Annotated in this window: 17 protein-coding genes; 5 read left to right on the top strand and 12 right to left on the bottom strand. The window is 69.8% G+C overall.

Translation table 11 applies throughout. The annotated features are described in order from the left end of the window. Window positions 1–257: 257 nt before the first annotated feature. The 5 genes from tkt to pgl are packed head-to-tail and all read left to right on the top strand — an operon-like array spanning window position 258 to window position 6,865. Window positions 258–2,345, top strand: coding sequence for a transketolase (gene tkt, locus ABZ396_RS09995; protein ID WP_358914483.1), 2,088 nt, complete (start codon window positions 258–260; stop codon window positions 2,343–2,345). Window positions 2,346–2,378: 33 nt separating this feature from the next. Next, a complete protein-coding gene (gene tal / locus ABZ396_RS09990) occupies window positions 2,379–3,497 on the top strand; it encodes a transaldolase (protein WP_358914482.1) in 1,119 nt (372 codons plus the stop codon). A gap of 1 nt (window position 3,498) precedes the next feature. Further along, complete coding sequence (gene zwf / locus ABZ396_RS09985) at window positions 3,499–5,022, top strand: glucose-6-phosphate dehydrogenase (RefSeq protein ID WP_358914480.1); 1,524 nt, start codon at window positions 3,499–3,501, stop codon at window positions 5,020–5,022. Then, window positions 5,019–6,086 (top strand): glucose-6-phosphate dehydrogenase assembly protein OpcA, encoded by a 1,068-nt coding sequence (gene opcA, locus ABZ396_RS09980; RefSeq protein ID WP_358914478.1) that lies wholly within the window; start codon window positions 5,019–5,021, stop codon window positions 6,084–6,086. The genes zwf and opcA overlap by 4 nt, the downstream gene beginning before the upstream one ends. Then, a complete protein-coding gene (gene pgl, locus ABZ396_RS09975; protein WP_358914477.1) occupies window positions 6,083–6,865 on the top strand; it encodes a 6-phosphogluconolactonase in 783 nt (260 codons plus the stop codon). Before opcA ends, pgl begins: the two co-directional genes overlap by 4 nt. Window positions 6,866–6,947: 82 nt before the next feature. Here pgl and pgi read toward each other — a convergent pair whose 3' ends face one another. The 12 genes from pgi to uvrC form a co-directional block, all read right to left on the bottom strand. Next, window positions 6,948–8,600 carry a glucose-6-phosphate isomerase gene (gene pgi, locus ABZ396_RS09970; protein ID WP_358914476.1) on the bottom strand — a complete coding sequence of 551 codons (1,653 nt, stop codon included), beginning with the start codon at window positions 8,598–8,600 and terminating at the stop codon, window positions 6,948–6,950. Window positions 8,601–8,672: 72 nt separating this feature from the next. Further along, window positions 8,673–9,932 (bottom strand): MFS transporter, encoded by a 1,260-nt coding sequence (locus tag ABZ396_RS09965; protein ID WP_358914474.1) that lies wholly within the window; start codon window positions 9,930–9,932, stop codon window positions 8,673–8,675. A 119-nt stretch (window positions 9,933–10,051) separates the two neighbouring features. Next, window positions 10,052–10,387, bottom strand: coding sequence for an RNA polymerase-binding protein RbpA (locus ABZ396_RS09960; protein WP_003976875.1), 336 nt, complete (start codon window positions 10,385–10,387; stop codon window positions 10,052–10,054). A gap of 211 nt (window positions 10,388–10,598) precedes the next feature. Next, on the bottom strand, window positions 10,599–10,829 hold the full coding sequence (gene secG / locus ABZ396_RS09955; protein WP_351733361.1) for a preprotein translocase subunit SecG: 231 nt from the start codon (window positions 10,827–10,829) through the stop codon (window positions 10,599–10,601). Between the two features lie 142 nt (window positions 10,830–10,971). Then, entirely contained in the window at window positions 10,972–11,748 is a 777-nt protein-coding gene (tpiA, locus tag ABZ396_RS09950; RefSeq protein WP_358914472.1) for a triose-phosphate isomerase, read from the bottom strand. 5 nt (window positions 11,749–11,753) lie between these two features. Beyond that, window positions 11,754–12,965 carry a phosphoglycerate kinase gene (locus ABZ396_RS09945; protein WP_358914470.1) on the bottom strand — a complete coding sequence of 404 codons (1,212 nt, stop codon included), beginning with the start codon at window positions 12,963–12,965 and terminating at the stop codon, window positions 11,754–11,756. 150 nt (window positions 12,966–13,115) lie between these two features. Next, window positions 13,116–14,126: a type I glyceraldehyde-3-phosphate dehydrogenase gene (gap, locus tag ABZ396_RS09940; RefSeq protein ID WP_358914468.1), complete on the bottom strand. Its 1,011-nt coding sequence runs from the start codon at window positions 14,124–14,126 to the stop codon at window positions 13,116–13,118. A 274-nt stretch (window positions 14,127–14,400) separates the two neighbouring features. Further along, on the bottom strand, window positions 14,401–17,355 hold the full coding sequence (locus tag ABZ396_RS09935; protein WP_358914466.1) for a M14 family zinc carboxypeptidase: 2,955 nt from the start codon (window positions 17,353–17,355) through the stop codon (window positions 14,401–14,403). A gap of 169 nt (window positions 17,356–17,524) precedes the next feature. Continuing rightward, window positions 17,525–18,514, bottom strand: coding sequence for a DNA-binding protein WhiA (gene whiA / locus ABZ396_RS09930; protein ID WP_358914464.1), 990 nt, complete (start codon window positions 18,512–18,514; stop codon window positions 17,525–17,527). Beyond that, entirely contained in the window at window positions 18,505–19,572 is a 1,068-nt protein-coding gene (yvcK, locus tag ABZ396_RS09925; protein ID WP_358914462.1) for a uridine diphosphate-N-acetylglucosamine-binding protein YvcK, read from the bottom strand. Before yvcK ends, whiA begins: the two co-directional genes overlap by 10 nt. Continuing rightward, the gene (rapZ, locus tag ABZ396_RS09920) at window positions 19,569–20,615 is read right to left on the bottom strand and encodes an RNase adapter RapZ (protein ID WP_358914460.1); all 1,047 of its coding nucleotides are present in this window, start codon (window positions 20,613–20,615) and stop codon (window positions 19,569–19,571) included. Before rapZ ends, yvcK begins: the two co-directional genes overlap by 4 nt. Continuing rightward, on the bottom strand, window positions 20,612–22,786 hold the full coding sequence (gene uvrC / locus ABZ396_RS09915; RefSeq protein WP_358914458.1) for an excinuclease ABC subunit UvrC: 2,175 nt from the start codon (window positions 22,784–22,786) through the stop codon (window positions 20,612–20,614). Before uvrC ends, rapZ begins: the two co-directional genes overlap by 4 nt. Window positions 22,787–23,652: the final 866 nt, after the last annotated feature.

Here is a 23,652-nt window from a genome sequence, read left to right as displayed (position 1 = left end):
GCGTCTCGGGAGAGGGGTGTGACGGCTCGATTGAGCAGTCAGATGAGCGGCTCCGTATTCATGTGCCGAATGCCTTCCCGGCCGGTCGGGAGGCGGATCCCCGCGAGGCCCGGCAGTCTGGAAACACTCGAAAAAACGCACGTCCTTACGGGGGTAGGCTCGACAGCGGCCGGTGGGCACCCAGTGCGCCGGCAGCCGGTGTGGGCGTGTGCCCGTGGACCGGTAACCGAACATGTGGAGAGGAGCCCTGACCCAGGGTGAGCACCAAGCCGACCACCACAGACCTCGACTGGACCGAGATGGACCAGCGGGCCGTCGACACCGCTCGCGTCCTGGCCGCCGACGCCGTACAGAAGGTCGGCAACGGCCATCCGGGTACGGCGATGAGCCTGGCACCGGCCGCCTACACCCTCTTCCAGAAGGTGATGCGGCACGACCCGTCAGACCCCGACTGGGTGGGCCGCGACCGTTTCGTGCTGTCCGCCGGTCACTCGTCGCTGACCCTCTACACGCAGCTCTACCTGGCCGGCTTCGGCCTGGGGCTGGACGATCTGAAGGCCTTCCGCACCTGGGGTTCGAAGACGCCGGGTCACCCGGAGTACGGCCACACCACGGGCGTGGAGACCACCACCGGCCCCCTCGGCCAGGGTGTCGGCAACGCCGTCGGTATGGCCATGGCCTCCCGCTACGAGCGTGGTCTCTTCGACCCGGACGCGCCGCAGGGCGAGTCGCCCTTCGACCACTTCATCTACTGCATCGCCGGTGACGGCTGCCTCCAGGAGGGCATCTCCGCCGAGGCGTCCTCGATGGCCGGCCACCAGAAGCTCGGCAACCTGGTCCTGCTGTGGGACGACAACCACATCTCGATCGAGGGCGACACCGAGACGGCCGTCTCCGAGGACACCGTCAAGCGCTACGAGGCGTACGGCTGGCACGTCCAGCGTGTCGCCCCGAAGCCGGACGGCGACCTGGACCCGCACGCCATCTACAACGCGATCGAGGCCGCGAAGAAGGTGACGGACAAGCCGTCCTTCATCGCGATGCGCTCGATCATCGCCTGGCCCGCCCCGCACGCGCAGAACACCGAGGCCGCCCACGGCTCGGCGCTCGGAGACGACGAGGTCGCGGCCACCAAGCGTGTCCTGGGCTTCGACCCGGAGCAGAGCTTCGAGGTCGCCGACGAGGTCCTGGCCCACACCCGCCGGGCCCAGGAGCGCGGTGCCGCCGCCAAGGCCGAGTGGGAGAAGTCGTTCCAGCTGTGGCGTGACAACAACGCCGAGCGCGCGGCCGAGTTCGACCGTATCGCCGCGTGCGAGCTGCCCACCGGCTGGGAGGAGAAGATCCCGGTCTTCGAGCCCGGCAAGGGCGTCGCGACCCGTGCCGCCTCCGGCAAGGTGCTCCAGGCCCTCGGCGCGGTCATCCCCGAGCTGTGGGGCGGTTCCGCCGACCTCGCCGGCTCGAACAACACGACCATCGACAAGGACAGCTCGTTCCTGCCGGCGGACAACCCGCTGCCGGGTGCCAACCCCTACGGGCGCACCATCCACTTCGGTATCCGCGAGCACTCCATGGCCGCGGAGATGAACGGCATCACCCTGCACGGCAACACCCGTGTCTACGGCGGTACGTTCCTCGTCTTCTCCGACTACATGCGCAACGCCGTCCGTCTCTCGGCGCTGATGCACCTGCCGGTGACGTACGTGTGGACGCACGACTCCATCGGTCTCGGTGAGGACGGCCCGACGCACCAGCCGGTCGAGCACCTCGCCTCGCTGCGCGCCATCCCGGGTCTGAACGTGGTCCGCCCGGCGGACGCCAACGAGACCGCGATCGCCTGGCGCGAGGTCCTCAAGCGCTACACCAAGGTCTTCGGCAAGGGTGCCCCGCACGGCCTGGCGCTGACCCGTCAGGGCGTGCCGGTGTACGAGTCCAACGAGGACACGGTCAAGGGCGGTTACGTCCTCTTCGAGGCGTCGAACGGGACGCCCGAGGTCATTCTCATCGCCACCGGCTCCGAGGTGCACGTGGCCGTCGAGGCGCGCGAGCAGCTGGAGGCTGACGGGGTGCCGACCCGGGTCGTCTCCATGCCGTGCGTGGAGTGGTTCGAGGAGCAGGACCAGGGGTACCGGGACAGCGTCCTGCCGCCGTCCGTCAAGGCGCGTGTGTCGGTCGAGGCGGGTATCGGTCTGACCTGGCACAAGTACGTCGGAGACGCCGGTCGCATCGTTTCCCTGGAGCACTTCGGTGCTTCCGCCGACGGCAAGGTGCTCTTCCGCGAGTTCGGCTTCACTGCCGAGAACGTGGCCGCCAAGGCCCGGGAATCCATCGCCGCCGCCCAGCGCTGACGCTCATATACGACACGTAGGAGATGTAATTCCATGACAGACGCACTCAAGCGCCTCTCTGAAGAAGGCGTCGCGATCTGGCTGGACGACCTGTCGCGCAAGCGGATCACGTCCGGCAACCTCGCCGAGCTGATCGACCAGCAGCACGTCGTGGGCGTCACCACCAATCCGACGATCTTCCAGAAGGCGATCTCGCAGGGCGACGGCTACGACCAGCAGCTTTCGGACCTCGCCGCCCGCAAGGTGACCGTCGAAGAGGCCGTCCGCATGATCACCACGGCGGACGTCCGTGACGCCGCCGACATCCTGCGTCCGGTGTTCGACGCGACCGACGGCCAGGACGGCCGGGTCTCGATCGAGGTCGACCCGCGCCTGGCGCACGACACCAAGGCGACCGTCGCCGAGGCCAAGCAGCTGGCCTGGCTGGTGGACCGCCCCAACACGCTCATCAAGATCCCGGCCACCGAGGCGGGTCTGCCGGCGATCACCGAGGTCATCGGCCTCGGCATCAGCGTCAACGTCACGCTGATCTTCTCGCTTGAGCGCTACCGCAAGGTGATGGACGCCTACCTGGCCGGTCTCGAGAAGGCCAAGGAGCGCGGCCTCGACCTGTCGCTCATCCGTTCGGTGGCGTCGTTCTTCGTGTCCCGCGTGGACACCGAGATCGACAAGCGTCTGAACGAACTGGGCACCGACGAGGCCAAGGCGCTGCGCGGCAAGGCCGCCATCGCCAACGCCCGGCTCGCCTACCAGGCGTACGAGGAGGTCTTCTCCTCTGACCGCTGGAGCGCGCTGGAGAGCGCCGGTGCCAACAAACAGCGTCCGCTGTGGGCCTCGACCGGTGTGAAGGACCCGGCGTACAAGGACACCATGTACGTCGACGAGCTGGTGGCGCCGAACACGGTGAACACCATGCCGGAGGCCACCCTCTTCGCGGTCGAGGACCACGGCAACGTCACCGGCAACACGATCGCCGGCACCTACGAGCAGGCCCGCGCCGACCTCGACGCCATCGAGCGGCTCGGCATCTCGTACGACGACGTGGTCCAGGTTCTGGAGGACGAGGGCGTCGAGAAGTTCGAGGCGTCCTGGAACGACCTGCTCAAGTCGACCCAGGCGGAGCTGGAGCGCCTGGCCCCCTCGGAGGGCTAAATTGTCGAGCAGCAACCCGCTGCGTGACCCCGCAGACCGACGGCTCCCGCGTATCGCGGGGCCGTCGGGTCTGGTCATCTTCGGTGTCACGGGCGACCTCTCCCGCAAGAAGCTCATGCCCGCCGTGTACGACCTCGCCAACCGGGGTCTGCTGCCGCCGGGCTTCTCCCTGGTCGGGTTCGCCCGTCGCGAGTGGGCCAACGAGGACTTCGCCGCCGAGGTCCACGACGCCGTCAAGGAACACGCCCGCACCCCGTTCCGCGAAGAGGTCTGGCAGCAGCTCATCCAGGGGATGCGCTTCGTCCAGGGCACCTTCGACGACGACGACGCCTTCGAGCGGCTGCGCTCCACCATCGAGGAACTCGACAAGGCGCAGGGCACCGGCGGCAACTTCGCCTTCTACCTGTCCGTCCCGCCGAGCTCCTTCCCCGTGGTCATCCAGCAGCTGAAGAAGCACGGCCTGGCGGACCAGACCGGCGGCTCCTGGCGGCGCGCGGTCATCGAGAAGCCCTTCGGCCACGACCTGAAGTCGGCCGAGGAGCTCAACAAGGTCGTCCACGAGGTGTTCGAACCGGAGCAGGTGTTCCGGATCGACCACTACCTCGGCAAGGAGACCGTCCAGAACATCCTGGCGCTGCGCTTCGCCAACACCATGTTCGAGCCGGTCTGGAACCGGTCCTTCGTGGACCACGTCCAGATCACCATGGCCGAGGACATCGGCATCGGCGGCCGCGCCGGCTACTACGACGGCATCGGCGCCGCCCGTGACGTCATCCAGAACCACCTGCTCCAGCTGATGGCCCTGACCGCCATGGAGGAGCCCGCCTCCTTCGACGCGGACGCGCTGGCCGCCGAGAAGGAGAAGGTGCTCGGCGCGGTACGGCTGCCGGAGGACCTGGGCAGGCACACCGTGCGCGCCCAGTACGCGGCCGGCTGGCAGGGCGGCGAGAAGGTCACCGGCTACCTCGAAGAGGACGGCATCGACCGCAAGTCGAAGACCGACACCTACGCGGCCGTGAAACTGGGCATCGACAACCGCCGCTGGGCCGGCGTGCCGTTCTACCTGCGCACCGGCAAGCGCCTGGGCCGCCGGGTCACCGAGATCGCGGTGGTCTTCCAGCGGGCCCCCCACTCCCCCTTCGACCACACCGCCACCGAGGAACTCGGGCAGAACGCGGTCGTCATCCGCGTCCAGCCCGACGAGGGCATCACGGTCCGCTTCGGCTCCAAGGTGCCGGGCACCTCGATGGAGATCCGGGACGTGTCGATGGACTTCGCCTACGGCGAGTCCTTCACCGAGTCCTCGCCGGAGGCGTACGAGCGTCTGATCCTGGACGTACTGCTGGGCGACGCCAACCTCTTCCCCCGCACGGAGGAAGTCGAGCTGTCCTGGAAGATCCTCGACCCGATCGAGGAGCACTGGGACCAGCACGGCCGGCCCGCGCAGTACCCGTCGGGCACCTGGGGTCCCACCGAGGCCGACGAGATGCTCGCACGAGACGGACGGAGCTGGCGCCGGCCATGAAGACAGACCTCACCGACACCACGGCCGGCAAGGTCAACAAGGCGCTGGTGCAGGGCCGCCGGGCCATCGGCACGCCCGCCGTGGGCATGGTGCTCACCCTCGTCATCGTCACCGACGAGGAGAACGCCTACGACGCCCTGAAGGCCGCCAACGACGCCTCGCACGAGCACCCCTCGCGCACGCTGGTCGTCATCAAGCGCGTCTCCCGCTCCCCCCGCGACCGTACGACGTCCCGGCTGGACGCGGAGGTCCGGGTGGGCGTGGACGCGGGCTCCGGCGAGACGGTGGTGCTACGGCTGTACGGCGAGGTAGCCGACCACGCCGACTCGGTCGTGCTGCCGCTGCTGCTGCCGGACGCGCCGGTCGTCGTCTGGTGGCCGGTCAACGCCCCGGTCGACCCGGCGAAGGACCCGCTGGGCGCCCTCGCCCAGCGCCGGGTCACCGACACCTACTCCTCCGAGCAGCCGGTACGTGAGCTGACCGCCCGCGCGGACGCCTACACCCCCGGCGACACGGACCTGTCCTGGACACGGATCACGCCCTGGCGCTCCATGCTGGCGGCGGCCCTGGACCAGGTGATCTGCGACGTCAAGGCCGTCGAGGTGGAGGGCGAGGAGTTCAACCCGAGCTGCGAGCTGCTGGCGATGTGGCTCGCGGACCGGCTGGACGTCCCCGTCAAGCGCTCCCTGTCCTCGGGCCCCGGCCTCACCGCGGTCCGGATGGAGACCAGCGAGGGACCCATCGCGCTGGACCGCGCGGACGGCTCCCTGGCAACGCTGTCCATCGACGGCCAGCCGGACCGCGCGGTGGCGCTGAATCGGCGGGACACGGCCGAGCTGATCGCGGAGGAACTGCGGCGGCTCGACCCGGACGACACCTACGCGTCGGCGCTGCGGTTCGGTGTGGAGCGGCTGAACGCGTCGGTGACCGCCGCCACGGCGACCCCGGCTTCGGCTCCGGACCCGTCGCCCAAAGGAGAACCGGTCACCGTCGAAGCGGCTGCGGAAGGTCCCGCACCGGAAGCGGCGGAGGCACCGCTGACGAAGAAGGCGACAGCGAAATGAGCACCCCCCAGCTGGTCGTGCACCGCGACAAGGAACTGATGGCGCAGGCCGCCGCGGCCCGCCTGATCACGAAGATCGTGGACGCCCAGGCCTCCCGGGGCGAGGCGTCCGTGGTCCTCACGGGCGGCCGCAACGGCAACGGCGTGCTCGCGGCCCTCGCGGCGGCACCGGCCCGGGACGCCATCGACTGGAGCCGGCTCGACCTGTGGTGGGGCGACGAACGCTTCCTCCCCGAGGGCGACCCGGACCGCAATGTCACCCAGGCCCGCGAGGCCCTGCTCGACCACGTCCCGGTGGACCCGAAGCGCGTGCACGCCATGCCCGCGTCGGACGGCCCCTGGGGCACGGACGTGGACGCGGCGGCCGAGGCCTACGCGGCGGAGCTGGCCCGCGCGGCCGGGCCCGAGAACCATGGCTCCGTGCCCACCTTCGACGTCCTGATGCTGGGCGTCGGCCCGGACACCCATGTGGCCTCGCTCTTCCCGGAGCTGCCCGCGGTCAGGGAGACGGAACGCACGGTGGTGGGCGTCCACGGCGCCCCCAAGCCGCCGCCGACCCGCATCACCCTCACCCTCCCCGCCATCCGCTCGGCCCGCGAGGTCTGGCTGCTGGCGGCGGGCGAGGACAAGGCCGAGGCGGTCGCCATCGCCCTCTCCGGGGCGGGCGAGATCCAGGCCCCGGCAGCGGGCGCCCGGGGCCGCCAGCGCACCCTGTGGCTCCTGGACGCCGCTGCGGCGGCCCAGCTGCCGCGCTCGCTGTACCCGCCAGCTTCGCCCTGAGAAACACACAGGGAACGGATTGAGGAGAGCCCGTACGGTCCGTGGCGGACGGTACGGGCTCTTCCGTTTCCGGGTTTTTGGGCTAACGCCCGCGCAGCTCCCGGTACTTGGCCACCAGGGCCTTCGTCGACGCGTCCAGGCCGGGCACCTCCGCGCCCTCCGTCAGTGCCGGTTCCACGCGCTTGGCGAGGACCTTGCCGAGCTCCACGCCCCACTGGTCGAAGGAGTCGATGTTCCAGACGGCGCCCTGGGTGAACACCTTGTGCTCGTAGAGGGCGACGAGCTGGCCGAGGACCGACGGGGTCAGTTCGCGGGCCAGGATGGTGGTCGTCGGACGGTTGCCCTTGAAGGTCTTGTGCGGGACCAGCTCTTCCGGCACGCCCTCCGCGCGGACCTCCTCCGCCGTCTTGCCGAACGCCAGTGCCTGCGTCTGGGCGAAGAAGTTCGCCATCAACAGGTCGTGCTGCGCCCTGAGTTCACCGCTCAGCTCGGCAACCGGCTCGGCGAAGCCGATGAAGTCCGCCGGGATCAGTTTCGTGCCCTGGTGGATCAACTGGTAATAGGCGTGCTGCCCGTTGGTGCCGGGCGTGCCCCAGACGATCGGGCCGGTGGTCCACTCGACCTCCTTGCCGTCCCGCGTCACCGACTTGCCGTTGGACTCCATGTCCAGCTGCTGGAGATACGCGGTGAACTTGGAGAGGTAGTGGCTGTACGGCAGTACCGCGTGCGACTGGGCGTCGTGGAAGTTGCCGTACCAGATGCCGAGCAGGCCCAGCAGGAGCGGGACGTTGGACTCGGCGGGGGCGGTACGGAAGTGCTCGTCGACGAGGTGGAAGCCGTCGAGCATCTCACGGAAGCGGTCCGGGCCGATGGCGACCATCAGCGAGAGGCCGATCGCGGAGTCGTACGAGTAGCGGCCGCCGACCCAGTCCCAGAACTCGAACATGTTGGCCGTGTCGATGCCGAACTCGGCGACCTTCTCGGAGTTGGTGGAGAGGGCCACGAAGTGCTTGGCGACGGCCTCCTGACCGGCCTGCAACTCGCCGAGCAGCCAGTTGCGGGCCGAGGTGGCGTTGGTGATCGTCTCGATCGTCGTGAACGTCTTCGAGGCGATGATGAACAGCGTCTCGGCCGCGTCCAGGTCGCGGGTGGCCTCGTGCAGGTCGGCGCCGTCGACATTGGACACGAAGCGGACCGTGAGGTCGCGGTCGGTGAAGCTGCGCAGCGCCTCGTAGGCCATCGCCGGGCCGAGGTCGGAGCCGCCGATGCCGATGTTGACGACGTTCTTGATGGGCTTGCCGGTGTGGCCGGTCCAGGCGCCGGAGCGGACGCGGTCGGCGAAGTCGCTCATCTTGTCCAGGACCGCATGCACCTGCGGTACGACGTTCTCCCCGTCGACCTCGATCACCGCGTCGCGCGGGGCGCGCAGCGCAATGTGCAGCACCGCGCGGTTCTCGGTGATGTTGATCTTCTCGCCGCGGAACATGGCGTCCCGCAGGCCGAAGACGTCGGTGGCGGCGGCCAGCTCACGCAGCAGCCGCAGCGTCTCGTCGTTGACCAGGTGCTTCGAGTAGTCGATGTAGAGGTCACCGACCTGGAGGGTGTAGCCCGTGCCGCGCCCCGGGTCAGCGGCGAACAGATCCCGCAGATGGGTGCCGGTGAGCTCCTCCCGGTGCTTGGCGAGCGCGATCCACTCGGGCGTCTGGTTGAGCCTGGTACGGCCGTCTGCGTTCATGTGCGACTTCAGCCTTCTTCCTTGCACCTGTCCTGTACGTGCCTGCCCCGCTGCCGGTTCCAACCTAATTGATCAGCGTGGGACGCGGCCTGCTGTCACGTTGTCCCCCGGCGCAACAACAGGTACGTCCGGCTTGCGCACCGGTATCAACGAGGTGACGGCCAGACCGAACAGGACGGCGGCGAGCAGCGCGGGCCCGTTCAGGCCGTACGCCCCGGCGACGGCTCCGCCGAGGAGGGCACCGAGCGGCGCTCCGGACGTCGAGGAGGTACGGAAGGCGGAGGCGATCCGGCCGGTCATCGACTCGGGTGCGCGTTGCTGCATCAGCGTGACCTGGTTGACGTTCCACACCATGTTCATCGCGCCGAGCAGCAGCATGCCGGCGACGAGGGCGCCGAGGTGGCTGACGGAGCCGATGAGGACCAGGGACGCCGTCTGGACGGTCCCGGCGATCAGCAGGGCGCGCACCCGCCCCGTACGGCGGGCGATGCGCTGGGCGAGGAAGCCGCCGGTGATGCTGCCGGCCGAGTACGCGGTCATGGCCGCCGCGTATCCCGCGCTGCCCGCGTGCAGCCAGCGCGTCACATGCAGCACCAGGGTGGCGATCAGGGCACCCATGCCGATGTTGCACAGCAGCGTGGCCACGCAGACCGCCCGCAGGGCGCTGTCCTGCCACAGCGCGCGCAGGCCCTCGCCGATCTCCGTGCGCAGGGTGCTGCCGGCCGGGCGCGGCGCCCGCTCCGGCGGCCGTGTCCGCAGGGAGGCGACCAGGGCGGCGGCCGCCAGATAGGTGGTCGCGTCGGCGGCGAAGGGCATGAACGCGCCGGCGGTCAGCAGCAGCGGGACCAGCGGGGCGCCGAGCAGACCGCCCGCGATCTGCTGTCCGGTCATCAGCCGGGCGTTGGCGCCGCCCAGCGCCTGCCGGTCGACCAGGGCGGGCAGCAGGGCCGTGGACGCGTTGTCGAAGAGCGTCTGGAGTGCGGTCAGCGCGAAGGCGAGAAGGAGCAGCAGCGGGATCGAGGCGTGGCCGAGCCCCACGGCGAGCGCGAAGGCGGCGACGAGCAGCCCTCGTACGGTGTCCACGGCCCACATCGCACGCCGCTGGTCCACCCGGTCCGCGACGGCACCGCCGAGCAGGCCGAACAGCAGCCACGGCAGATAGCCGCAGGCGGTCACCGAGGCGATGGCGAGGGGGTCGTCGGTCAGGCGCGCGGCCAGCAGGGGCAGCGCGGACGCCCGTAGCGCGTCCCCGAAGCGGGAGACCACGGCGGCCGTCCACAGCCGCCCGAATCCCCCGCGCCACCCGGGTGCCCACTCCCCCACCGTCATCATCGCCCCCCTCACGATTCGCCGATGCACAAACCGTAGAGGGCACCACTGACAACGGCCGGGCCCGGCCGCGGAGAAAGCTCCGGCCAGGCGCCCTCAGGCACCCGGCCGGTTCCCAACTTCTAGATCTCGCCCCGGAGTTTGGCGAGCGCCTCGGCGAGGATCGCCTCGCCGTCCGCGTCGCTGCGCCGCTCGCGTACATACGCGAGGTGCGTCTTGTACGGCTCGGTGCGCGGCGGGTCCGGTGGGTTGTCCCGGTCCTGACCGGCCGGGAAGCCACAGCGCGGGCAGTCCCAGGTCTCGGGCACCTGCGCGTCGCTGGCGAAGCTCGGCTGCGTCTCGTGCCCGTTGGAGCACCAGAAGGAGATGCGCAGACGCGGCGCGGACTCGCCGCGCTCGGCCTCGCCCATCGGCCCCGCCCCGACCCGGCTACCTCGGATCGCGTTGCCACTTGCCACGGTCGTAACTCCCTGCGTGATGGTGCCGCGAAGCGAGTCGGCGTGTCGCTTCGTTGCGAGCGCCTCAGTCTACGTAAGGCCCAACGCGCGTCCAGTGGTGGGAGTTACCGCCCCCCGCGCCTAGACGCAAGCCCCATGATAGGCGGCGCTCAGGTGCGCGTACCGAACATGGGGCCTTACGTGCGGATTGTGCGTGTGTGCGAGTCGCGGATCAGCTGTTCGTCTTCATCAGCATGCCGAGGACGATGATGCACGCGAACCACAGCAGACCGATCACCACGGTGATCCGGTCCAGGTTCCGCTCGGCGACCGAGGAGCCGCCGACGGAGGACTGCATGCCGCCACCGAACATGTCGGAGAGACCGCCGCCCTTGCCCTTGTGCATCAGCACCAGCAGCATCATCAGCAGGCTGAAGACGATCAGGGCGATCGAGAACCCCAAAACCACGGCTGGACCAACTTCCTCGGATACGGATGGACTGCGGGGCCGAACCCGGTGCTGAAGCCTCGAACGCGCTCCTCATAACAGTTTCGGCCCCGCCAGGGTACGACGGATCGTCGCTAGCGCCTACTCGCAGGTCTGCTCACTGGTCGCGGAAGCGCACGATCTTGACGAATTCTTCGGCGTCGAGCGAGGCGCCGCCGACCAGCGCGCCGTCGATGTCGGCCTGCGCCATGATCTCGGCCACGTTGCCGGCCTTGACTGAGCCGCCGTACTGGATGCGGACCTGGTCGGCCAGCTCCTGGCTGTACAGCTTGGCGAGCTTGCCGCGGATCGCTGCGCAGACCTCCTGGGCGTCCCCGGAACCGCAGACCTTGCCGGTGCCGATGGCCCAGACGGGCTCGTAGGCGATCACGATCGACTCGGCCTGCTCGGCCGTGACGTCCTTCAGACCGGCCTCGACCTGGGCGAGGGTGTGGGCGACGTGGTTGCCCGCCTCGCGCACGTGCAGCTCCTCGCCGACGCACAGGATCGGGGTCAGGCCGTGCCGGTAGGCGGCCTTGGCCTTGGCGTTGACGATCTCGTCGGTCTCGCAGTGGTACTGGCGGCGCTCGGAGTGGCCGACGACCACGTACGTGCACTTCAGCTTGGCCAGCATCGGACCGGAGATCTCGCCGGTGTAGGCGCCGGAGTCGTGCGCCGAGACGTCCTGGGCGCCGTACTTGATCTTGAGCTTGTCGCCGTCGACCAGGGTCTGCACGGAACGCAGGTCGGTGAAGGGCGGCAGGACGACGACCTCGACGGCCTCGTAGTCCTTGTCGGCCAGGGCGAAGGCGAGCTTCTGGACGTGCGCGATGGCCTCGAGGTGGTTGAGGTTCATCTTCCAGTTGCCCGCCATGATCGGCGTGCGCGTGCTCATGTAGGTCAGTCCTCCAGTGCGGCGAGGCCGGGGAGCGTCTTGCCCTCAAGGTATTCGAGGGAGGCGCCGCCACCGGTCGAGATGTGTCCGAACGCGTTCTCGTCGAAGCCGAGGATGCGCACGGCGGCTGCGGAGTCTCCGCCGCCGACGACCGTGAAGCCCTTCGACTCGACGAGCGCCTGGGCGACCGCCCGGGTGCCCTCGGCGAAGTCGGGGTGCTCGAAGACGCCCATCGGGCCGTTCCAGAACACGGTCGCGGCGTCGGCGAGCTTGGCCGCGTACAGGGCACCGGTCTTCGGGCCGATGTCCAGGCCCAGCTGCCCCTCGGGCATCTGGTCCGCGTCGACCACGGTGTGCTCGGTGGGCGTCTTGGCCTTCAGGTCCGGGAACGCGGGGGCGACCACGACATCGACGGGGAGCAGCAGCTCGACGCCCTGCTTCTCGGCGCGCTCCATGTACTCGGTGACGGCCGGGATCTGGTCCTCCTGGAGCAGGGAGGCGCCGACCTCGTAGCCCTTGGCCTTGAGAAAGGTGAAGGCCATGCCGCCGCCGATGAGAAGGCGGTCGGCCTTGCCGAGCAGCTGGTCGATGACGGCGAGCTTGTCGGAGACCTTGGAGCCGCCGAGCGCGACGACGTAGGGGCGCTCGACGTCCTCGGTGAGCTTCTTCAGGACGCCGACCTCGGTGGTGATGAGGTAGCCGGCGTAGTGCGGCAGCCGGGCCGGGAGGTCGTAGACGGAGGCGTGCTTGCGGTGCACGGCGCCGAAGCCGTCGCCGACGTAGACGTCCGCGAGGGCCGCCAGCTGGTCGGCGAACTCGCCGCGCTCGGTGTCGTCCTTCGAGGTCTCACCGGCGTTGAACCGCAGGTTCTCGATGACGGCGACCTGGCCGGGCTGCAGGCTGTTCACCGCGTCGTGGGCGGCGGGGCCGACGGTGTCCTGGGCGAAGGCGACCGGGGCGCCGAGGAGTTCAGCGAGCCGCTCGGCGGCCTGGAGCAGGGAGAACTTCGGGTCCGGGGCGCCCTTGGGGCGGCCCAGGTGGGAGGCGACGACCACCTTGGCGCCCGCGTCGGCGAGGGCCTTGACGGTGGGCAGGACGGCACGGATGCGGCCGTCGTCGGTGATGAGGCCGTCGGACATCGGCACGTTGAGGTCGGCGCGGACGAAGACCCGCTTGCCGTCGACCCCTTCGGCGAGGAGTTCGTCGATCGTCTTCATGGTTGGGGACTCCTACAGGAGGGCTCTTGATCGTACGAGGGCTGATCGAACCGTAGACGCAGGGTCGATCCTTACGTGCGTCAGGGCTCGGGCGGCGCGACCGTGCGCTGCCCGAGCCCTGCTACCGCATCGAGGTGCCTGCTTGGCCGATCAGAGCTGGTTGCCGACGAAGACCGTGAGGTCGACGAGGCGGTTCGAGTAGCCCCACTCGTTGTCGTACCAGCCGAGGATCTTCACCGTGTTGCCCTCCTGCACCATGGTCAGGGAGGAGTCGAAGGTGCAGGAGGCCGGGTCGCCGACGATGTCCGAGGAGACGATCTGGTCCTCGGTGTACGCCAGGTAGCCGCTCAGGTCGCCGTCCTCGGAGGCCTTCTTGAACGCGGCGTTGACCTCGTCCTTGGTGGTCTCACGCTGAAGCGTCACGACCAGGTCGGTGGCCGAGCCGGTCGGGACCGGGACGCGCATCGCGATGCCGTCCAGCTTGCCCTTGAGCTGCGGGAGCACCAGCGCGGTGGCCTTCGCCGCACCGGTGGTGGTCGGGATGATGTTCTCGGCGGCGGCACGCGCGCGACGCAGGTCCTTGTGCGGGAAGTCAAGGATGCGCTGGTCGTTGGTGTACGCGTGGACCGTCGTCATGAGACCCCGGACGATGCCGAAGTTCTCGTCGAGGACCTTCGCCATCGGCGCCACACAGTTGGTGGTGCAGGAGGCGTTGGAGATGATGTGGTGGTTCGCCGGGTCGTACTTGTCCTGGTTGACGCCCATCACGATGGTGATGTCCTCGTCCTTGGCCGGAGCCGAGATGAGGACCTTCTTCGCGCCACCGGCGATGTGCTTGGCGGCGTCATCCTTCTTGGTGAAGATGCCGGTCGACTCGATGACGATGTCGACGCCCAGCTCACCCCACGGGATGTCGGCGGGGTTGCGCTCCGAGAGCACCTTGATGGTGTGACCGTCGACGGTGATCGTGTCGGCGGTGTGCGTGACCTCCTGCTTCAGGCGACCCAGGATGGTGTCGTACTTCAGCAGGTGAGCGGTGGTCGCGGTGTCACCCAGGTCGTTGACAGCCACGATCTCGATGTCTGCACCCTGCTCCAGCAGCGCGCGGAAGTAGTTGCGACCGATACGACCGAAGCCGTTGATGCCTACGCGGATCGTCACGAACCGATCTCCTCGTTGGTACGCCGGCCATGCGGTGCCGGCGAGCTGTATTTGGGATGTCCCCGACCACCCACGACCCTACCTCCCTGAGGCTCCCGAGGTGACATCCAGATGCCCCATACACGGCGAGGCGGTCCGTACCCGCCAGTAGGGGTACGGACCACCTCGGACCGGAGGCCGAATCACCGCGTTTTGTCACGCAATGCCGACCATATTTCAGCTCGTTGTCACTCGTTCGTGAGCGGGTCGGCTCACTTGTCGGGTGATCTCGCCGTCAGTTGTCGAGTGCCGTCAACGCCTTCTTCACCAGAGCGGCACGCTCGGCGGCCGAGCCGACCTGTTCCAGGCCGAAACCGAGCAGCACGGTGCGGCCGGTGGTGACGGCCCCGTACGTCTTGAACAGGGCTCCCGTGCGCGCCCAGTCCTTGAGGACGGCCGGGCTGCCCGCGGGCGGTCCGGTGACGCTCCAGGGACCCAGTGAGACTTCGAAGCCCTCGGTCTCGGTGGCCGCGCCGCCGACCGCGAGCGAGGCGTCGTCGACGAGGACGCCGTGCCCGCCGGTGCCCGGGTCTGTGAGGTAGCCGATGGAGATCTCGACGGTCTTCCCGGCGTAGGCGCTCAGGTCGAACTTCACGGACTGCCAGCCCGCGGAGCCGCCGGTGAGGCTGTGCCAGGAGCCGGTGGTGCCGCTCGCTGTGCACTGGTTGTTCGCGATGGTCAGATAGTGCTTGAGCCAGGGGTGCTCGGTGATCAGGAAGCCGGCCCCGCACTCGCTCGGTACGGCGTCGCTGGTGGCGCCGCCCGCCTCGGGCAGGGTCGTCCAGTCGTCGGCGCCCGCGGTGTGCGCCTCGACCACCGCGTGGTCGTAGCCGGGCTCGGTGTCCCAGAGCAGCTTGGCGCTCAGGGTCGGCTGGTCGGGGGCGCTGACACCGGTGAGGTCGATGGTGCGGGTGAGGCGCTTGTAGGCGTCGTCGGTGTGGACGGCAGCCGCCATGTACGACCCCGCGTACGGCCCGTACGGGTTGACGGTCCCGGCGAACTGGCCCGCGCCCGCGCTGGCGAACTGGGGGTAGGTGCCGGCGGAGAGCTCGTCGGAGGTCACGGCGTAGGTCCCGGCCTTGTCGAGCGGGTTGGCGGAGGTACCGCTCAGGGCCCCGGCGAAGCCGTTCAGCGCTCCGGAGCCGGTGAAGCCGGTGGCCCCGGGGGTCGAGGTGCGGGAGTAGGCGCCCAGGTAGTACTGGCTGAAGTCGTTGGACGGGGTGCCGTCGCCGAGGTCGACGCTGCCGCCGGCCAGCTCGCCCGCCTCGATCAGCTTGCCGCCCTCGTTGAGATAGGCGCGCAGCTGGAGCTGGGTGTCGTTGCCGGGGCCGCTCGTGCCCGAGTAGTGCACCACGGTCTTGAAGTGCTTCAGCACGCCGAGCGCGTCGGGCGCGCCCTGGGTGGCGACGTCCCAGACGACCGCCCTGTGCCCGGCCGCCTTCAGCGCGTCGACGTAGGTCTGCGCCTGGGTGGCTGCGACGCCTTCCTCGGCGACCACCAGGGTGTCCGCCTTGGGGCGCGCGGCGACGGTGTACGTGAAGTGTGCGCTGGAGACCTTCCTGCCGCTCTTCGTCTCCCCGCTGAACCACACCTCGACCTTGTCGCCCGGTACGCCGTCCTTCACCTTGGCCCGGAACTCGTCGAAGTAGAGGTTGTCCACACCGCCGTAGGTCTCACCGCCCTGCCAGGGCTTGAGCGCCATGTCCAGCGTACGGCCGCCGTTGACGCGGTACTTCAGCTCCTTGTCGCGGATCGCCTTGCGGACGACGACGGAGACCTCCTGGTCGGCGCCGCGCGAGTACGACGTGGCGAACGAGGCCGGGGTGAAGTCGGCGGCGCTCAGGCCGACCGAGGAGACCGGCTGGTCCGGGTGGGCGGCGGTCTCGGCGACGGAGAGCGCGAACGGGATGTTCTTCTCGAACTCGTCCTGGATCAGCTTCTCGTCGTCCGGGAAGTTGAAGACCGACTGGCAGTCGGCGGCCTTCCAGGCATCGTTCGGGTCGATGTTCGAGGCCGTCTGGCAGGTCGACATCTCGGGGGTGAACATCGCCATGCCGTTGACGTTCGAGGCGTGGCCGTCCGCCTCGCCGTTGGTGGTGTACAGCTCCGAGGAGACCTGCGAACGGTAGCCGGGAATCGCCGGGTTGTCCGGGGTACCGGCGAGCGCCTTGTAGAGGACGTCGTCCGGGGTGGGGGTGGCCACCTGCCAGCCGACGCCGTAGAGGAGGAGCTGGGCGGCCGAGTGGTAGTTGATGCCGTACGAGAACCCGACACGCTTCTCGAAGGCGTCCAGCGCCTTGGTCTCGGGCTCGGACTCGGGGCTCGCGCCGCGGTAGGTCTCGCTGGTGGGGTTGGGGGACGAGCCCTCGTCGTCGTAGCCCCACTTGTAGCCGAAGTTGCGGTTGAGGTCGACGCCGTCACCCGTGCTGATGGCACCGTCACCGTTGACGTCCCGCAGGTTCTTGCGCCACAGGCGGGTGTCGGAGTTCTGGAAGGTGTGGTCGTAGCCGTCGGGGTTGGCGGACAGCACGAACCACAGCTCGGTCGCGTCGACGATCTTCTTGACGCGCTTGTCGGTCGTGTAGTTGTCCAGGTAGTAGTGCATCAGCCGGCGGGTCATCTCCGGCGTGATCCACTCGCGCGCGTGCTGGTTGGACACATACAGCACGGACGGCTTCGAACCGTCCTTCGAGTTCTTCGCGCCCTTGGTCAGTTTGAGCGCGAGGATGTCCTGGCCGTCGATCGTCCTGCCGATGGACTCGACCTTGGTGAGGCCGGGATTGGCCTGCGCGGTCCGGAGGATCTCCTCCTTGAGCCCGCCGCTGCCGCTGTACGGGCGGAACACTCCCTGGGAGGCGTCCTCGACACGTGTCGCCGCCCTGGCCGACAGGGTGTGCTCGGTGAGGTCGACGCCCTGCTCCTCCAGGGTCCGGGCCTGCCCGTCGGTGAGATAGACCTCGACTTCGGTCTTGCCGGATCCGGTGATCTGGTCGCCGAGTTCATGGCCGTCCTGGCCGGCCTTGAGCAGCAGGGGAATCTGCTTCTTGGTGACCTCGGCGCGGTAGACCTTGACCTCGTCGGGGCCGGGCTTCGCCGAACCCCCGGTCTGCGCCTGGGCCATGGGTGCGAGTGCGGCTCCGCCGAGCAGGAGCGCGCCGACAGCGAGGATCGATCTCGCTCTGTGTCTCATGTACCCCCCTAGCAGTGGTCCGCCACGGCGGCGAACTTCTGCCAGGCTCATGACACTCCATGATCGAGTCAAGGGGACCTCATAGACAGTTCAGGGTGGCCTAAAAGGGATGCAAATCCCGGTGCCGACGGCCGCTTGGGCCGTCGGCAACCGGTGCGCTGACGGTGCCTCAGACTGCGAGGTTGTCGGCCAGTTCCTCGCTGAGGTTGGCCTCCGTGCCCGGGATGCCCAGGTCGGACGCGCGCTTGTCGGCCATCGCCAGCAGACGGCGGATCCGGCCCGCGACGGCGTCCTTGGTGAGCGGCGGGTCGGCGAGCGCGCCCAGCTCCTCCAGGGAGGCCTGCTTGTGCTCCATGCGCAGCCGGCCGGCCGCCGCGAGGTGCTCGGGAACCTCGTCGGCGAGGATCTCAAGGGCCCTCTGGACCCGGGCGCCGGCCGCGACGGCGGCGCGGGCGGAGCGGCGCAGGTTGGCGTCGTCGAAGTTGGCGAGGCGGTTCGCGGTGGCCCGGACCTCGCGGCGCATCCGGCGCTCCTCCCAGGCCAGCACCGACTCGTGCGCGCCGAGGCGGGTCAGCAGGGCGCCGATCGCGTCACCGTCCCGGACGACCACCCGGTCCACCCCGCGCACCTCACGCGCCTTCGCCGCGATGGACAGCCGGCGGGCGGCGCCGACCAGCGCCAGCGCGGCCTCCGGGCCGGGGCAGGTCACCTCCAGGGAGGAGGAACGGCCGGGCTCGGTCAGCGAGCCGTGCGCCAGGAAGGCGCCACGCCAGGCCGCCTCCGCGTCACAGGTCGCCCCGGAGACGACCTGCGGGGGCAGGCCCCGGATCGGGCGGCCCCGGCCGTCCACCAGCCCGGTCTGGCGGGCCAGCTGGTCGCCACCCGCGACCACACGCACCACGTACCGCGAGCCGCGGCGCAGTCCGCCGGGTGCCATCACGATCAGCTCGGAGCTGTGGCCGAAGATCTCCAGGATGTCCCGCTTGAGGCGCCGGGCCGCCATCGCGGTGTCCAGCTCCGCCTCGATCACGATGCGCCCGCTCACCAGGTGGAGGCCGCCCGCGAACCGCAGAATGGCGGAGACCTCGGCCTTCCGGCAGCAGGTCCGGGTGACGGGTAGCCGGGAGATCTCGTCCTTCACCGCTGCCGTCATCGCCATGGGCCGATCCTTCCATGCATCCGAAAAATACGGTCGTACGCGGCGGCCAACAGCTCCGGATCATGCCGGGGTGATCCGTCGGTCCGGGCCACGGGGCCCAGCTCGACCGCGGCTCCCAGCCGCTTGGCGGCCTCGGTGAGCGAGTCACGGTCGGGCACGGCGGCCTCGTCGGCCAGCACCACGTCCAGGGCGAGTTTAGGGGCGTGTCGCCCCAAAACCTCCAAATGACGCTGCGGTGAAAAGCCTTCGGTTTCACCCGGTTGGGGTGCGAGGTTCAGCGACAGGACCTTCCGGGCCCTGGTCTCGGTGAGCGCGTCGAGGAGATCGGGGACGAGCAGGTGCGGAATCACCGAGGAGAACCATGACCCAGGGCCCAGCACCACCCAGTCCGCGTCCAGGACCGCCTCGACGGCCTCCGGCACGGCCGGCGGGTCGTGCGGCACCAGGTGGACGGACTGCACCTCGCCGGGCGTCAGCGCCACCGTGGCCTGCCCCCGGACGATGTCCACCTCGTCCGGCCGCTCCGGGTTATGCCCCTTGACCTGGGCCTGCAGCTCCAGCGGCACGGCGGACATGGGCAGCACCCGCCCGTGCGCGCCGAGCAGCTTGCCGACCAGGTCCAGGGCCTGCACGTGGTCGCCGAGCTGTTCCCACAGGGCGACGATCAGCAGATTGCCGACCGCGTGCTCGTGCAGTTCGCCCTTGGACTGGAAGCGGTGCTGGATGACCCGGGCCCAGGTCTGGCCCCAGTCGTCGTCACCGCACAGCGCGGCAAGGGCCTTGCGCAGATCACCTGGGGGAAGCACGCCCAGCTCGTCACGGAGGCGCCCGCTGGAGCCGCCGTCGTCGGCCACGGTGACGACGGCGGTGAGGTCGCCGGTGATCCGGCGCAGCGCGGCGAGCGAGGCGGACAGGCCCATGCCGCCGCCCAGGGCGACCACCTTGGGCTGGGCACCGCGCCGGCGCGGCCGGGCGCCGCGGGCCTCGACGGGACGGCCGGCGCGGCTCTCGGGCACCACCCGTCGCAGCCTGCTCAGCCGTGGAGTGCGTCCGGTCACTCGCGCCCCATGTCCCGGTGCACGATTACGGTTTCCACTCCCTCGGCGGCCAGACGGGCAGCGAGCTTCTCGGACACGGCGACCGAGCGGTGCTTGCCGCCCGTGCAGCCGATGGCGATGGTCACATAGCGCTTGCCCTCGCGCCGGTATCCGGTCGCGATCAGCCGCAGCAGCTCGGCGTACCGGTCGAGAAACTCCTTGGCGCCCGGCTGGTTGAAGACGTACGCCGACACCTCCTCGTTGAGGCCGGTGTAGGGGCGCAGCTCCGGAACCCAGTGCGGATTGGGCAGGAACCGCATGTCGGCCACCAGGTCGGCGTCGACCGGCAGGCCGTATTTGAAGCCGAACGACATCACGGTGGCCCGCAGTTCGGGCTCCTCCTCACCGGCGAACTGGGCATCCATCTTGGCGCGCAGCTCGTGCACGTTGAGGCTGGATGTGTCGATCACCAGGTCGGCGTCACCGCGCAGTTCGCGCAGCAGCTCGCGCTCGGCGGCGATGCCGTCGACGATCCGGCCGTCGCCCTGCAGCGGGTGCGGGCGGCGCACCGACTCGAAGCGGCGGACCAGGGCGTCGTCCGAGGACTCCAGGAAGACGATCCGGCGGGTGACGCCCCGGCTGTCGAGGTCGGCCAGGGACTCGCGCAGATTGTCGAAGAAGCGCCGGCCGCGCACGTCGACGACGACCGCGATCCGTGCCACGTTGCCCTGGGAGCGGGCGCCCAGCTCCACCATGGTGGGGATGAGGGCCGGCGGAAGGTTGTCCACGACGAACCAGCCGAGGTCCTCCAGGCACTTCGCCGCCGTCGAACGGCCCGCTCCGGACATGCCGGAGATGATCACCAGCTCGGGGATGGCCGCCTCGGGCACCCCGGCCTGAGTGACGTCCGTGCTCACTTCTGCTCCGTTTTCCTGGACCGCTTTCGCCTCCGCTTCCTGCGGCTGATCCTGGCCCGCCTCGTTGTGCGTTTCCTTGGGCGGACCTTGCGTTTCGCTGAACGCCGGATCTCGCCGGGCTGTGTGCTGTGCGTCGTGCTCGGTCATCTCTCCTGCCCCCGTCGATCGTCCGGGGCGCCCGCGGGTACGGGCTCCCCCGAGGCGTCCGCCGTCGTCTCGGGCGCCTCGTCTTCCCTGTCATCCATGATCTCTCCGGTGGCCGTGTTCACGGCAGGCGCGGCCGGGGCCGCCTGGGCGAGGGCCGCGGCGATGGTCTCGGCCGTCTTGCGGCCTATCCCGGGCACCTCCTGAATCTGCTCGATTGTGGCGGACCGCAGCTTCTTCACCGAGCCGAAATGCTTGATCAACGCCTGTTTGCGGGTCTCGCCGAGGCCCGGTACGTCGTCCAGTGGGCTGGCACGGAAGCGCTTGGCGCGCTTGGTGCGCTGGTAGGTGATGGCGAAGCGGTGCGCCTCGTCGCGGACGCGCTGGAGCAGGTAGAGGCCCTCGCTGGTGCGGGGCAGGACCACGGGGTCGTCGTCCTCGGGCAGCCAGACCTCTTCGAGGCGCTTGGCCAGGCCGCAGACCGCGATGTCGTCGATGCCGAGTTCGTCGAGCGCCCGCTTGGCCGCCGCGACCTGGGGCTGGCCGCCGTCGACCACCACAAGCTGGGGCGGGTAGGCGAACTTCTTGGGACGGCCGTCGTCTTCTTTGAAGCCGTCGATGGGGACGCCGTCACTGTCGTTTCGGGCGTCTGTGGGTGCACCGGTGTCTGGGGGGACGCCGGCGTCCGCGTCCGTGGGTACGCCGGGGTCTGGGGATACGCCGGCGTCCGTGAGGGCGCTTTCCGTGCCGTCCTCCACCCACTCCCCGGTCCTCTCCTTCTCGGCGAGGTAGCGGCGGAAGCGGCGGGTGATCACCTCGTGCATGGAGCGCACGTCGTCCTGGCCGGCGAAGCCCTTGATCTGGAAGCGGCGGTACTCGCTCTTGCGCTGCAGGCCGTCCTCGAAGACGACCATGGAGGCCACCACGTCGTCGCCCTGGAGATGCGAGATGTCGTAGCACTCGATACGCAGCGGGGCGCTGTCCAGGTCCAGGGCGTCGGCGATCTCCTCCAGGGCCCGGGAGCGGGTGGTGAGGTCGGAGGCGCGCTTGGCCTTGTGCAGGGCGAGCGCGTGCTGGGCGTTGCGCTGCACGGTCTCCATCAGGGCCTTCTTGTCGCCGCGCTGCGGGATGCGCAGCGAGACGTTCGACCCGCGGCGGCCGGTGAGCCACTCCTGGACCGGCTCGACCGGGTCGGGCAGGGCCGGGACCAGCACCTCCTTGGGGACGGCGTCCCCCGTCTCCTCGCCGTAGAGCTGCTGGAGGGCGTGCTCGACGAGCGCCCCGGTGGTGACGTCCTCCACCTTGTCCGTCACCCAGCCGCGCTGACCGCGCACGCGCCCGCCGCGCACATGGAAGATCTGGACGGCCGCCTCCAGCTCGTCCTCCGCGACGGCGATCAGGTCGGCGTCGGTCGCGTCGGCGAGCACGACCGCGTTCTTCTCCATGGCCTTCTTCAGGGCCTCGATGTCGTCGCGCAGCCGGGCGGCCCGCTCGTACTCCATCTCCTCGGCGGCCACCGCCATCTGCTTCTCCAGACGGCGGAGGTAGGTGCCCGTGCGGCCGGCCATGAAGTCGCAGAACTCCTCGGCCAGTTCGCGGTGGTCCTCGGGGGAGATCCGGCCGACGCAGGGGGCCGAGCACTTGCCGATGTAGCCGAGCAGGCAGGGGCGGCCGGTGCGGGCGGCGTTCTTGAACACCCCGGCGGAGCAGGTGCGCACCGGGAACACGCGCAGCAGCAGGTCGACGGTGTCCCGGATCGCCCACGCGTGGCCGTACGGCCCGAAGTAGCGGACGCCCTTCTTCTTGTGACCGCGCATCACCTGGACACGCGGGAACTCCTCGTTCATCGTCACCGCGAGGTACGGGTAGCTCTTGTCGTCGCGGTACTTGACGTTGAACCGGGGGTCGTACTCCTTGATCCAGGAGTACTCCAGCTGTAGCGCCTCGACCTCCGTGGACACCACGGTCCACTCCACGGACGCGGCGGTGGTGACCATCGTCCGGGTGCGGGGGTGCAGGCTCGCCAGGTCCTGGAAGTAGTTCGCCAGGCGCTGGCGCAGGCTCTTCGCCTTTCCGACGTAGATCACCCGGCGGTGCTCGTCACGGAACCTGTACACCCCGGGAGAGTCCGGGATCTGTCCCGGCTGGGGGCGGTAGCTGGAGGGGTCGGCCATATCTCACACCCTACTGGCGCGCACCGACACCGCGACGGGCCTGTGGACAACCCCCGGCGGGGCCGACGGGACCGGCGAGCGTCCGGGAATGCGGGGCAGGGGACGGAAGGGGCGCCGGGGCGTGCGGGGCGCGGGAGCGCGGGGTGACAGGGCAGAGGAGGCTCGGCGGACGGCGGGGCTGCCGGGAGAAGAGGGCTCCTGGGGTGTCCTGGACGCCGAGCGCAGAGAGCTCTCGGGGCATCCGGAACGCTGAGGTAAGAGGGCTCCGGGGTACCCGGACGCTGAGGAAAAGAGGGCTTCCTTCGGACCTCCGGTAACGCTGGGCTGACAGGGCAGAGGGGCATCGGAGCACCCGGGAACAGTGGGCCGACAGGGCAGAGGCGGCGGGGTGTCGGAGGCGCGGCGCACCGGCCGGGGTCCGGGGGACGCGGGACGGCGGCGGCATCTGCCCCGATGCGCGAGCCCAGGCCACTCGTGGTGCGGCTCTCCGCCGTCAGATCGAGATCCTCGCGCTCCGGGGCACGGCCGCCAGGACGGCGCCCGCCCCGGAAGCCGATCTCGGAATCGGCCACCTCGGTGGCATCGCGAGCCGGCCCGGCTTCCCGCGCACGCGTGCCCGGGCCGTGAGCGACGCGGAGCCGTTGAGCCGATCGCAACGGACCTTGCGCGGCTTCCTCCCCAAATCGGCGCCCTGCCCGCGACCAGGCTTCGGTCTCCCGGACGACAACGGCGCCCTCTCCCCCGCACGAACCTTCCGGCGACGGGGTCACGCCTCGGCCAGGTGGGCGCCCTCGGCCGATCGAAGGTGTTGTCGGGGATTGGTCAACACGCTTCAATGCGGGGGAACTCGGGGCCGTGAGCGACGG

It is taken from the genome of Streptomyces sp. NPDC005866, assembly GCF_040629895.1.
GTDB lineage: Bacteria > Actinomycetota > Actinomycetes > Streptomycetales > Streptomycetaceae > Streptomyces.
This window is presented reverse-complemented; position numbering and strand designations above follow the sequence as displayed.